Source organism: Novosphingobium sp. 11B, assembly GCF_054589055.1.
This window is the reverse complement of sequence record NZ_BAAILP010000114.1, coordinates 83354-96266: the sequence shown is the minus strand read 5'-3', so window position 1 is coordinate 96266 and position 12913 is coordinate 83354. Positions and strand designations below refer to the sequence as shown.

General features: G+C 67.2%; 10 protein-coding genes. 7 read left to right on the top strand and 3 right to left on the bottom strand.

The window, feature by feature from the left end; genetic code table 11:
- Positions 1 to 32: 32 nt before the first annotated feature.
- From ACYPYD_RS10620 to ACYPYD_RS10590, 7 genes are all read left to right on the top strand, one after another.
- Positions 33 to 1196, top strand: coding sequence for a glycosyltransferase (locus ACYPYD_RS10620; protein ID WP_459663070.1), 1164 nt, complete (start codon positions 33 to 35; stop codon positions 1194 to 1196).
- A gap of 91 nt (positions 1197 to 1287) precedes the next feature.
- Positions 1288 to 2172 (top strand): hypothetical protein, encoded by an 885-nt coding sequence (locus tag ACYPYD_RS10615; RefSeq protein ID WP_008828754.1) that lies wholly within the window; start codon positions 1288 to 1290, stop codon positions 2170 to 2172.
- Entirely contained in the window at positions 2166 to 2696 is a 531-nt protein-coding gene (locus ACYPYD_RS10610; protein ID WP_051587062.1) for a DUF2141 domain-containing protein, read from the top strand. The genes ACYPYD_RS10615 and ACYPYD_RS10610 overlap by 7 nt, the downstream gene beginning before the upstream one ends.
- 3 nt (positions 2697 to 2699) lie before the next feature.
- Positions 2700 to 3854 (top strand): glycosyltransferase, encoded by a 1155-nt coding sequence (locus ACYPYD_RS10605; RefSeq protein WP_008828756.1) that lies wholly within the window; start codon positions 2700 to 2702, stop codon positions 3852 to 3854.
- A gap of 60 nt (positions 3855 to 3914) precedes the next feature.
- Complete coding sequence (locus tag ACYPYD_RS10600) at positions 3915 to 5108, top strand: hypothetical protein (RefSeq protein WP_459663068.1); 1194 nt, start codon at positions 3915 to 3917, stop codon at positions 5106 to 5108.
- A gap of 90 nt (positions 5109 to 5198) precedes the next feature.
- Positions 5199 to 6503, top strand: a complete 1305-nt coding sequence (locus ACYPYD_RS10595; protein WP_459663066.1) for a lipopolysaccharide biosynthesis protein — start codon at positions 5199 to 5201, stop codon at positions 6501 to 6503.
- Entirely contained in the window at positions 6503 to 7588 is a 1086-nt protein-coding gene (locus tag ACYPYD_RS10590) for a glycosyltransferase (RefSeq protein WP_459663141.1), read from the top strand. Before ACYPYD_RS10595 ends, ACYPYD_RS10590 begins: the two co-directional genes overlap by 1 nt.
- A gap of 3 nt (positions 7589 to 7591) precedes the next feature.
- Here the strand turns inward: ACYPYD_RS10590 and ACYPYD_RS10585 are convergent, their stop codons facing one another.
- From ACYPYD_RS10585 to ACYPYD_RS10575, 3 genes are read right to left on the bottom strand one after another with little or no spacing between them, the layout of a single operon-like run.
- Positions 7592 to 10630, bottom strand: coding sequence for an efflux RND transporter permease subunit (locus ACYPYD_RS10585; protein WP_459663065.1), 3039 nt, complete (start codon positions 10628 to 10630; stop codon positions 7592 to 7594).
- On the bottom strand, positions 10627 to 11652 hold the full coding sequence (locus ACYPYD_RS10580; RefSeq protein WP_459663064.1) for an efflux RND transporter periplasmic adaptor subunit: 1026 nt from the start codon (positions 11650 to 11652) through the stop codon (positions 10627 to 10629). Before ACYPYD_RS10580 ends, ACYPYD_RS10585 begins: the two co-directional genes overlap by 4 nt.
- Positions 11649 to 12911 (bottom strand): TolC family protein, encoded by a 1263-nt coding sequence (locus tag ACYPYD_RS10575; RefSeq protein ID WP_459663062.1) that lies wholly within the window; start codon positions 12909 to 12911, stop codon positions 11649 to 11651. The genes ACYPYD_RS10580 and ACYPYD_RS10575 overlap by 4 nt, the downstream gene beginning before the upstream one ends.
- Positions 12912 to 12913: the final 2 nt, after the last annotated feature.

Here is a 12913-nt window from a genome sequence, read left to right as displayed (position 1 = left end):
CGGGTCCTGTCGGGGCGCGGAGTCCCATGGGCATGACGGAGCCCTTGCGGATCGCAATACCCATCCACAGCTTCGAACCCGGTGGGGTCGAGCGTGTGGCTCTCAATCTGGCTGAACGCTGGCAGCAGACCGGCCACCAGGTGTCCATCGTCCTGGGACGGGACGAAGGCTCGGATCGGGGGCGCGTCAGCGCGCACCTCGACTACCGGATCGTCTCGAGCCGCGTGCCGACCGCGCGGTTCGAGACGCTCTGGATGATCTGGTGCTTCTTCCTGCATCTTTCCCGCGAGCGGGTGGACGTGATCTTCTGCCCCGGCAACACATACGCGATCGTCTGCGTCGCCGCCCGCCTTCTGCTGGGCGAGCGCTGCCCGCCCATCGTGAGCAAGGTGAGCAACGACCTCGTGCGGCGCGACAAGTCGATCTTCCGGCGGCGCGTCTACCAGTTGTGGTTGCGGGTGCAGGGGATGACTCTGGACCGGTTCGTGGCGCTGGCCGAACCCATGCACGGCGAGATCGTCCAATCCATGTCAGTGGGGGCACATCGTGTCACGACCATCCACGATCCGGCGCTCACCGAGGCGCGCTATGACCGTCTTTTGACGATCCCCCGCATTCAGAGGAGCCGCCATCGCTATCGCTTCCTGGCGCTTTCGCGTCTCGTGCCCCAGAAGAACCTCGAAGTCATGCTGCGGGCCTTCGCAGCCGGCTTCAGGCCGGGCGACGAACTCACGATCGTGGGCGACGGGCCGGAACGGGCGCAACTCGAAGCGCTCGTGCGTGGTCTGGCGATCGAGGAGAAGGTGCGCTTTCGCGGCCATGTGATCGATCCCGACCCTTATCTGCGGGACGCCGACTGCCTTCTGCTTTCCTCGAACTACGAGGGCGTTCCGGCCGTCGTCCTGGAAGCGATCGCCGCCGGGCTTCAGATCGTCGCCACCGACTGTTCCTCCAGCATGAAGGAACTGGCTGGACGAGGGGTGCGCGCCACGCTGGTGCCGGTCGGGGACATCGACGCGATGGCGCGGGAAATTGCGCATGCGGACGAGCTTCCGCGGCCCGGCCCGATGCAGCGCGAGTATTCGCACCGCTTTACTGTCGAGATCGCTGCCGGAGCCTACGTGACGACCATGCGGCGGGCCATTGCTTCGGCCAGACATATGCAGGTCCTGATGGCCTCGCCAACGCTGCGATAATCGCGAACTTCCCCTGAATATCCCGTTCACTCTCAAGGAATTCCTTGTGCTTCAGCCCCCTTCTCTTTCAATGGCGGAACGACCGAACGTGATGCTTCGCGCGCAGGATACGCTATCGTGGAAGCGCCGGACTGCGCTGTTGCCGGTCCTGTTCTCGATCCTGATCGCGCTTGGGGTGGTCCTCGAGCTGCGCGGCATGGACACGGTGCGGATCCTGTCCATGGTCCCTCGCGATCCGGGCTTCTGGATCGTCTTCGCGCTCAGCTATCTCGCCGGTCCCGGCAGCGAGTGGTTCATCTATCGCCGCTTGTGGCAGCTCCCCGTGGAAGGTTTCGCGGCGCTGCTGCGCAAGCTGGTGTGCAACGAACTCCTGCTCGGCTACTTGGGCGAAGCCTATTTCTACACCTGGGCGCGCCAGCGTGCCGCCATGACCGCAGCGCCCTTCGGAGCGATCAAGGACGTGTCGATCCTGTCCGCGATGACGGGCAACGGCGTCACGCTCGTCCTGCTGGTGGTGCTGTGGCCCTTCCTGGGCTCGTCCACGATCGGGTTCGAGAACCGGGCGGTCATGCTGTCGCTTTCGGTGGTGCTGGCGACGTCGATCCTGGCGATGGCGTTCCGGCGCCGGATATTCTCGCTGGACCGGGACGCGCTCTGGTACATCACCTTCATGCATCTGGGGCGCATAGTCCTTACGACGATCCTCTCGGCGGTGCTGTGGCACATGGTACTCCCCTCGGTTCCGGCGATGTGGTGGCTGCTGCTGGCGACGATGCGCCTGCTGATCTCGCGCCTGCCGTTCATCCCGAACAAGGACGTGGTCTTCGCGGGCATCGCCGTCTTCACGCTTGGTCACGAGACCGACATCGCCGCGCTCATGACGATGATGGCTTCGGCGATCCTGCTGGTGCACCTTGTCCTGGGGCTCGGCCTGGTGATGTCCGACCTGCTGCGCCGAGCCGTCGACGCATGGTGATCCGCGCCACGTCGCTGTTTGTGACTGCCCTGCTGCTCGGCGCGGCGGCGCTCCCCTCTTCGCCTGACCTGGGAAAGAAGGAAGGGCAATGCCGCCGGGATGAGCAGGGGCCGTCGCTGCTTGTCGATGTCGAGGGACTGAAGGACCGGCAGGGCTCCCTGAAGCTGGAAGTCTATCCCGCCAACGACGAAGACTTCCTGGCGGACGATAACGTCCTGCTCAACGCCGGAAAGGTTTTCCGACGGGTCGAGGTGCCGGTTCCGCAGACAGGAAGTGTCCGCTTGTGCATCCGTGTTCCGGGACCGGGCGCATATGCGGTCTCGCTGCTGCATGACAGGGATGGCAATCGCAAGTTCGGATGGACCGTCGACGGCATCGGCTTCTCCGGAAACCCGAAGCTGGGCTGGAGCAAGCCGAAGGCGGCCAGGGTTGCGGTGACAACCGGCGCCGGGCCGACACTGCTGTCCATCCTGATGAACTATCGCAGCGGCCTGGGCGTCGCGCCGCTCAAGCGAAAGGGCTGAGCCTTGAAAATCGTCGATGTCTGCGCCTTCTACAGCCCCCAGGGCGGCGGGGTGCGTACCTATATCGAGCAGAAGCTGCGGATCGGGCCGCAACTCGGCCACGAGATCGTCGTCATCGTCCCGGGCGAGGAACATGCGATCGTCGAGCGCGGCCCCGGCGCATCGATCGTCACGTTGCCGTCCCCGCGCTTCCCGCTGGACCGCAAGTACGGCTACTTCGCCGACGAGGCCGCGCTGCATGCCGCACTGGATGCGCAGAAACCCGATGTGGTGGAGGTCTCGTCGCCCTGGCGCAGTCCGGCCATGGTGGCCCGCTGGCAGGGCAACGCGCGCCGCAGCCTGGTGATGCACGCCGATCCGCTGTCCGCCTACGCCTATCGCTGGTTCGAGCCGTTCCTCGCGCGCTCCCGTATCGATCGCGGGTTCGAGCGCTATTGGGATCACCTGCGCGAACTCGGCCTGGCGTTCGACATGACCGTCTGCGCCAACCACGACCTCGCAGGCAGGCTTCGCGATGGCGGGGTGTCCGGCGTGCGCGTTCATCCGCTCGGCGTCGAAACCGGCGTTTTCACGCCCGAGCGACGTGATCCGGAGTTGCGGGCACGGCTTCTGGCCTTGTGCGGCCTTGATCCGAATGCCCGACTGCTGGTGGCGGCGGGCAGGCTGGCGCCGGAAAAGCGCTGGCCGATGGTGGTGGATGCGGTCGTCGCGGCGAGTGCGCAAGTGCCGGTGGGCCTGGTCCTGTTCGGCGAAGGCCGCGAGAAGCGTGCGATCCGCAGCGCTATCGCCGGCAATCCGCACGTCCGCCTGTTCGAGCCCGAGCGCGATCGCTTTGCCTTCGCCGCAATCCTGGCGAGCGCCGATGCTGTCGTCCACGGCTGCGAGGCCGAGACCTTCTGCATGGTCGGCGCCGAAGCACGGGCCAGCGGAACAACCGTGATCGTACCCGATGCGGGCGGCGCTGCCGATCATGCGCTGAACGGCGGCGGGCTGACCTTCAAGGCCGGCAACCGTTTCTCGCTGGCGAATGCGATCGTGAAATTCTGCGAGAGCCCGCAAATCCCGCAAGGCCAACGCAAGGTCGTCAGCAACCTTCAGCATTTCGAGGGGCTTTTCGCCGCTTACGGGGAACTGCGCCGCAGCGTCAGGGCCGCCTGACCTCGAAAAAATTGTGACGGATGGGGTGCGGGTCTTCGCAGGTCGCGGAGTCAAGCGACTATGCGCATCGGATTCCTGTTCAATCACGACCAGATACACCAGGTCGCCCATAGTCTTCCGATCGCAATGGCCCTCGTCGAGATCGGCTTCGGCGGGAAGATCGTGGTCGCCACGACGAACGCGGCGCTGGCGGCCGAGGTGCGGCGCATCGGCGGCGCACATATCGGCTCGACCATCGAACATGTTGAACTCGAACCGTCCCCGCTGTCGCGGCGGGTGGATGCACTGCTCGGCAAAGTGGTGCCAGCCGGAAAGCTGCTGATCTATCGGGACAATCTGGCATTTTTCCGTGGTCTTGACGTACTGGTGGTGGCGGAGAAGACCTCGCTGATCCTCAAGAAGCGATACGGTCTCACCAACCTCGGCATCGTTCACACCCGGCACGGCGCCGGCGACAGGGCCATCGGTTTCAACAAGGCCAGCGCCTGCTTCGACCATGTGCTGTGCTCAGGCCCCAAAATCCGCGACCGGCTTGTTCAGGAAGCCGGGATGGCCCCCGAGGCGATCACCATCGTCGGCTACCCCAAGTTCGATCTGGTCCGCGAAACCCGGCAGGTCAGCTTTCTTCCCACCGTGGAGCAGGTCGTGCTCTACAACCCCCACCCGTCGCCGCACCTGTCTTCATGGTATCGCCACGGCCACGGCGTCTTCGAGCAGTTCCTGGGACGCGCCGACCAAGGATTGCTGTTCGCCCCGCACGTGATGCTGTTCCAGCGGCAATACGTGGTGACGATCGACAGGCTGACGGTCGATCGGGCGGGAGAGATACCGCCCCGTTTCCTGCGCGGCGACAACATCAAGGTCGATCTCGGCAGCCGGGCATCGACCGACATGAGCTACACTCTCTCGGCCGACGTCTATCTCGGCGACGCGAGCAGCCAGGTCTACGAATTCCTGCTGCGGCCGCGGCCCTGCATCTTCCTGAACACCCATGGCCACGAGTGGCATGGCGACCCCAACTTCCGGCACTGGACGGCCGGGGAGGTCATCACCCGGCCCGAAGCATTGCCACAGGCGCTGGAGCGGGCCGAAGAGCTTCACGCGACCCGTTACCGTACCGTGCAGCAGGACCTGTTCGCGCAGAGCTTCGATCTTCAGGACACCCCGTCTTCCATTCGTGCCGCGAATGCCGTAGCGGCTTTCGCGGAACGGCGCCGCCGGGATAACCGCCATCTCAAGCTCGTTCCGGCGTGAGTACAAAGACTGGCAATGTCGGATAGCAAGCCGCTAGAAGCGCACGATGAATGGGCAACAGCACGTCGCGCCGAAAATCCTGATGGGCGAATGGTGACCGATCGACCGGCGGGCCGGGTCCGCCGCATCTTTGCGAGCCTCGGCCTGGTGCTGGGCGGCAAGGCGGGCGCAGGCGTGATGAGCCTGGGCTATCTGCTGCTGGCGACGCGTTACCTGGGGCCGAAGGACTACGGCGTGCTGGTCCTTGTCCATGCCTATGTGACCACTGTATGCGGGGTGATCGAATTCCCCTCGTGGCAGGCGATCGTGCGCTATGGCGCCGAGGCCGACCGCGACGGGCAAGCCCACCGCCTTTCGCGATTGCTGCGCTTCGGCGCCAAGGTCGAACTGGCCGGGGGCGCCCTCGCAGTGATCTCGGCGATGGCGCTGGTGCCGTTCGTCGGTCCCCATCTCGGCTGGTCTCCGAAGGCGATGGCCTTTGCGCCGTACTACGCCTTCGCCGTGCTGGGATCGGTGCGCTCGACGCCTTCAGGCTACCTGCAACTGTGCGGGCGCTTCGATCTGCTGGGCCTGCACAATCTCGTGCAGCCTACGGTAAGGCTGATCGGGACATTGGTGGTGATCGCGTGCGGATGGGGCGTGAAATCGTTCCTCTTCGCATGGCTGCTCGCGGCGCTGGCGGAATTCGCCGCGATGTGGGGCTTCGGCCTGTGGATGGCGGCGAAGCGCCTGGGCAATGCGATAGTGCGTCCCGAACCCGGCCGGGTGACCGACGACAACACCGGCATCTGGCGCTTCATGCTGGCGAGCAATGCGGACGTGACCCTCGGAGACCTGACCGGCCGCGTCGCGCCGCTGGTCATCGGATGGGTGATGGGACCGGCCATGGCGGGCCTCTTCGCGGTCGCGCAGCGCGCTACCGTCATCCTTGCGCAGCCCGCGCAGATCCTCGGCAATGCTTCCTACGCCGAACTGGCTCACATCGTTGCGGGTGGATACGGGGGCAGGGCGCTGCGCCAGACGCTTCTCAAGGTCGTCGGCATTGCGGTGCTGGCGGCGGTTCCCGTCGTGCTGATCGTCGGGATATTCCCGACCCAGATCATTCGGCTGATGGCGGGTCCGGCCTTCGGAGCCGCGTCGGGCGTGATGATCGCGCTGGTCGCCGCGCGTGCTGTTGCGCTCATAGGGCCGCCTTGCACCTCGGCACTCACGGCGCTTGGCCACCCGGCCCGGTCGATGTGGGCCAACCTGCTGTCGAGCTTCGCCTTCCTGCCGCTTCTGCCCTGGCTGCTGACGACGTTCGGGTTGATGGGGGCGGGCATTCAGGCGGTGGCGCAGGCGGTCGTGGCCAACGGATTGCTCGCGGTCCTCGTGTGGCGCACCAGCGGCCGGTGATGACGGGTCCCCGGATCGCCTATGTCATCAACTCGCTGGAGGGTGGCGGCGCGGCGCTTCCGGTGCCTGCCATCCTTGCGGTGCTGCGCGGTGCCGGTGCACAAGTCCGCGTCCTTGCCCTGACCCGCCGAGACGGCAGGGCTCTGCCTGCCATGGAGGCGGCGGGCCTCGATGTCGGGGTGCGCGAAGGCGGAGAGACCGACCATCTCGCCGCCGCCCGATGGCTGACCCGCGAACTGCGCGGGTGGGAGGCGACCCATCTGTGGACCTCGCTCAGCCGCGCGACGATCCTCGGGCTGGTACTGGGGCCGCATTTGGGAATTCCCGTGATCGCATGGCAGCATAACGCCTTCCTCAAGCCCTGGAACGAGCGTCTCCTGCGCCTGCTTCAAGCCCGCGCGGCAATGTGGGTGGCGGATTCGCGTGTGGTCGAGGAACTCACCGCCCGGCGCCTCGGTGTCCCTGCGGACCGGTTGGCGACATGGCCGATCTATGCCGCCGATCCCGCGATGCCGCAGGCGCGCACCTGGCACCCTGGGGAAGTCCTGCGTCTCGGCAGTCTCGGCAGGCTTCACCCGGCCAAGGGCTACGACGTGCTGATCGCGGCGCTGGTCCGATTGCGAGAGCAGGGGTTCCGTTCCCCGGTTCCCTTCGAGATCGCCATTGCGGGCGGCGGTGCGCAAGGCCCGCGACTGGCGGCACTGGCTGCCGAAGCCGGTATCGAAGGGCTGCGCCTCACCGGTTACGCCACCGAACCTCGGGCCTTCCTTGAAACCCTGCACCTCTACCTCCAGCCTTCGCGGCGGGAGGGCTTCTGCATTGCCGCCCACGAGGCGTTGACTGCTGGCCTTCCGGTCATCGCATCGCGCGTGGGCGAACTGGCCTTCTCGGTCCGGCCGCAGGTCAACGGCTGGCTCGCCGAGCCCGACGACCCGGTTTCGCTCGCCACGGCGCTGCGCGACGCCCTGTCCGCTCCCGATACCCTGGCGGCGCTGGGGCGGCAGGCCCGGGCGCAGATGCTGGACGAGTACTCCCAGGCGCGGTTCGAACGGACCGGAAGGGCCATCTGGTCGCGCCTGGGGTAACGGTCATGCGGTCTTCGGCAGGGTCAGCCGCACCAGCACCGGCATCGCCAGCAGGACCAGTGGATACTGCAGCAGCAGACCGGCGATGATCGCGATGGCCAGCGGTTGCTGGATGCCCGATCCCTGTCCGATCGCGAAGGCGAGCGGCAGCAGCGTCAGGATCGCCGCGAGCGTCGTCATCGTGATCGGCCGCAGGCGGTTGCGGCTTGCCTCGCGCGTGGCCTGCTCCGGCGGCATGGTGTGGGCCAGTTCCTCGAACTCCGAGACGTAGAAGATCGCCATCTCGGTGCCGATGCCGATGATCATCGTCATCCCCATCAGCGCGGTGATGTTGAGATCGACGCCCGCCAGCCACAGCGCCGTGAACACCGAGGTCGTCGAGAGCAGCGAACAGCCGATGATGATGACCGGCAGCCAGAAGCGGCGGTACAGTACCAGCAGCAACACCAGTTCGGCGATCAGCGCGGCGGCGAACACCTTGATGAGGCCGGAGAACGCGATCTGCTGCTGCTGGTAAAGGCCGCCCAGCTCGTAGCGCACGCCGGGGCTCAGGGCGCCGGGCTTGTCGAGGGCGGTGGTGACGTCGGCGACTGCCGCGCCGATCCCGCGCCCCTGGATACGGCCGGTGACGGCGATCATCGGCTCCAGGTTCTCGCGCCCGATCTGCGGCTGCCCGGTGACCGGCTCGATCGTCGCCACGCGTGACAGCGGGAAGACGTGGCCATCGGTGGCCCGGATCGGCAGCTGGGCAAGACCCGCTTCGCTCATGGTCATGGCGTCGGGCAGGCGCACGCGGACGTCGACGGCCTTGTTGGGCTGGGCCAGCGTCGTCGCGACGGCGCCGGTCAGCGCGGTGGACAGCTGGCTCTCGACATCGGCGGGGACGACCCCTTCCATCCCGGCGCGAACCGGATCGACATGGACGTTGAGCGCATCGCCTGCCAGCTGGACACCGTCGTTGACCTCGACGACGCCGGAGATCTTGCTGATCGTCGCGGCGACCTTCTGCGCTTCCCCTTCGAGGATCGACGGGTCCGAGGCGTAGAGCTTGACCTCGATCGGCTGCGGCACGGCGGTGAGATCGCCGATAAGGTCCTCGATCAGCTGCGCGACCTCGACCTGCACGCCGGGCACCTTGACGGCGATCTCGTCGGCTACGGCGGCGGCGATTTCCTCGGTGGGGCGGCTGTGGTCCGGTTTCAGGCGTACGAAGTAGTCGCCGTGGTAGCTTTGGCCAAGGTCTCCGCCAAGGCCGGTGCCGAGGCGGCGGGAGAACGTCGCGACTTCGGGATTGGCGCGCAGCATCGCGTCGATCTGGCCAACCTGCCTGCCGGTTTCGTCCAGCGAGGTGCCCGCCGGAGTCCGGTAGTCCATGACGAAGCCGCCCTCGTCTACCTTCGGCATGAAGCCGGTGGGCACATTGGAATATCCGACGTAGCCGATGACGAGCAGCGGCACCGCGATCACCGCGAGCAGCCAGGGCCGCGCGGACAGGCGGTCGAGCGCGCCGTCGTGGACGTGCGCGAGACGGCCCTCTCCGGCCGCGCCGGGGTCATGCCACTTGTTGAAGTCCACCAGTCGGCGGGCGAGGATGGGCACGACGAATGCGGTCATCGCCCAGGAGATCGCCAGCGCCGCCGCCATCGTCACCGACAGCGCCTTGGAGAACGCGCCGGTCACGCCGGTCAGGAACGAGAGAGGCAGGAAGACGATCAGCGTCGCCATGCTCGACCCGGTCAGCGGGGTCATGAACTCGCGCGCGGCGGGCATGACGGCGGCGTCTCCGGCGAGCTTGCCGTCGGCGTCCTTTGCCCCTGCGCGGCGGGCGATATGCTCGACCATGACGATGACGTCGTCGATCAGCAGGCCGACCGCCGCTGCGATGCCGCCAAGGGTCATGATGTTGAAGCTCATCCCCAGCATGCTCAGCACCAGCACGGTGATGGCCAGCGTTGCCGGCACCACGATCACCGCCACCAGCGTCACCCGCCAGCTGCGCAGGAACCACAAGAGGACGAGACCCGCGAGGACGAGGCCGATCAGCACAGCGTCGCGCACGCTGGAGACGGACTGCGTGACCAGCTGGCTCTGGTCGTACCAGTTCACCAGCTTGACGCCCGGCGGCAGCTTGAGGCCGTTCAGCTTCTGCTCGACTTCCTGCGCGATCTTGACCGCGTTGCCGTCAGGCTGTTCGTAGATGTTGAAGAGGACGGCCGGTTTGCCGTCTTCGACGATGCGCTGCCAGACCGGAAGTGCGCCGTTCTGCACGGTCGCGACGTCACGCACGCGCACCACGCCGGTGGGCGTGGCCTTGACCACGATGTCGCCGATCTGGGCGGCGCTGCTGACGCTGCGGTCGGCGATCACCAGCGAGAGGCGGCCGCGATCCTGCACCTGGCCCACCGCGCTCAGGACGTTGCCGCTTTTGATGGCGGTGGAGAGGTCGGTCATCGACAGGTTGTAATCGGCCAGGCGGTGCGGGTCGGCGAGGACCTGCACTTCCGCCGTGTCACCGCCCTGCACGCCGATGCGCGCCAGGCCGCTGATCGACGAGAGCAGCGGCGTGATCTGGTACCTGGCGAAATCCTGAAGGGTGACCGGGTCGACCTTGTCGGAAACCAGCGCGTAGGAGATGATCGGGAAGACCGTGGGATCCATGCGGCGCACGTCGTACTGCGTGCCCGCAGGCAGCGTCGGCACGACCCGGCCAACGGCGGTATCGACCAGCAGGGTGCTGGCGATCATGTCGCGGCCCCAGCCGAAATCGACCGAGATCTGCGCGGAGCCCCGGCTCGTTTCCGAACGCACGTTCTGCACGCCGGGAATGGCGCGGATCGCCTCTTCCACCGGGCGCGTGACGGTCAGCGCGGTCTGGTCGGCAGGGCGGCTGCCGGAATCGAGATCCACGACGACGCGAGGGAAAGAGACTTGCGGGAACAGCCCGATCGGCAGCGCGAGGGCGGCGACGATCCCGGCGAGCGCCATTGCCAGCGCGACCAGGACAATGGCCCGCGATTGCGAGCCCAGTAATTTCTCGATCATCGGTTGCTCCGGCGTACGGCTCCGCCGTCATCGACCTGATAGGCGCCATCGACGATCAGCGGGCGGCCGGCGTCGAGCTTGCCCTGGACCACATCGCCCTTGTCGGACGAGAGCAGGACCCGAACGGGCACCGACCGGGCCTTGCCGCCGATGACCTGGAACACGCGGGATGGACCTCCGGCGGTGACGACCGCCTTGTGCGGCACGACCCAGCCCTGGACTGCGCCCGTCTCGATCGCGACCTGCATCGATTCGCCCGGCAGCAGCGTACCGGCGGGGAAGCTGAGATCGACGTCGATGAGGCGGCTGGTCGCGTTCAGTGCGCTGTCCACGCGGATCACCTTGCCGTGCAGTTCGCCGCCGCCGGAAAGGCGCTTGAGGCTGGCGGACTGGCCGACGGCGATCCCGGCCCGCGCCGCCGGATCGACGCCTACGGTTACGACGATCCCGCCTGCCTTGGCGACGGTGAGGATCGGGGCTCCGGCCTGCGTGCGGTCCCCTTGCGCGACGGCGACGGTCGTGACGACCCCGTCGAACGGGGCGACGATGGTGTGGCTGGCTCGGCCGGCGCCGTCCGCCTGCAAGGCGGCGAGCGCGGTCTGCGCATCGGTGACGGCCTTGGTGGCCTGGGTCAGCTGGTCACGCGTGGCGAGCTGCTGGGACAGGAGCTGCGCGGTGCTGGCCTCCTGCTTGCGTGCCGCGGCAAGGGCGGTCACGGCCTGCAGGTAGCCGCTGCGCGATGCGGGCGCGGTGACGAACGTCGCAAGCGTCTGGCCCGCATGCACTGCCATGCCCGGCGCGACGGCCAGTGCGGTCACTTGGCCGGGCTGGGCCTCGCTGAACGTCATGGTGCCGTTGAGGGCCGGGCCGACCGATCCGTAGGCCACGACCGTTGCCGGCAGGGAACCCTGCCTGGCCGGGATCGTGGTGACGAGCACGGTGGGCGACGGGGTCGGGGTCGGTGCATTCGAGCCGCAGCCCGCCAGCAGCGCCACGGCCGAGAAAGCGAAAAGCCTTTTCATCGGGCGTCCACCGGGGTCGTCGATTCAAGATCGACGGTCGGCAGCCCGGCGCCAATAAGCGTCTGGATCGCGATCTGGCGATCGAGCAGGGCAAGCTCCAGCGTCATGATTTCCTGTTCCTTGGTGAAGCGGTTCAGGACGAGGTCGACATAGCCGCGCTCGTCCAGATTTGATGCGCCGAACGCGGCCTGGGCGCGAGCGGCGGCGGCGCGTGCGTTCGGCAGGTCGCGCCTGGCGACCTCCAGTTGCGCCGACAACTGCTCATACTCGCGCAGCAGCGAACCGATCGTGCCGATGGCCGCGGAGAGGCGGGCATCGTAATCGGCATGCAACTGTGCGCGGGTCGCGCGGGCAGTCGCGACGGCGGCCTGGCCCTGATCGAAGATCGGCAGGCCGATCTGCAGGTTCGGGCCGCCATTGATGACCTTGGCATTGTCGCTGGCGACGCTGCCGCCGAGGATGAGGTCGGGGAACTGCGACTGGATCGCCTGACGCAGTTGCTCGTCAGATGCTGCATATCCCATGCGCAGGGCCAGCAGGTCCGGTCGCCGATCGGGCAGGGTGGCGATCTCGCCGCGCACTTGCGCGGGATCGAACGGCGGCAGATCAGGCTCGGCGGCGAGGGGGACAACCACTTCCGGGGACAGGCCCAGCAGAGCATTGAGCTGGTGTCGCAGGTTCAACTGCTGCTGGTCGAGCGCGTCCAGCGCGGAGCGGGCGGATTGCAGAGCGACACGATCGGGAGCGACGGTCACCAGCGTGACGGTCTGGCTGGCGAGGGCCTTGTCCAGCTTGGCGCTGCGTTCGGCGAGGAGCTGATAGGCCGCGAGATAGTTCTGGCGGTTGCGGGCGCCGATGATCAGGTCGGTGGCGATCTGCCGGGCCTGGCCTGCGACCTGCCATTCCTGCCAGACGACGCTGGCGTCCACTTGCCGCTCGCTGGCACGGGCCGCGCGCTGGCGCGACTTGTACGTCAGGATGCTCTTGATGTCCTGCGCGAGGCCGAGGTTCCAGGCGGGAACCGTTCCGGCACCCGACAGCAACGGCAGGAACGCAGCACTCAGCGAGGGGTTGGCAAGCAGCCCGGCCTGCTCCGTCTGTCCGGCGGCGATGCCGCGTTGCAGGCGCGCTGCCTTGAGGTCGGGGTTGTTGGCGAGCGCCAGCGTTATCACCTGCGCGACGGTCAGGGGAGCTTGCGGCGTCGATGCATCGAGGGCGCCGAGGCTCGGCGCAAGCGGGGCGGCGGTCGAGAGCGGCAGGG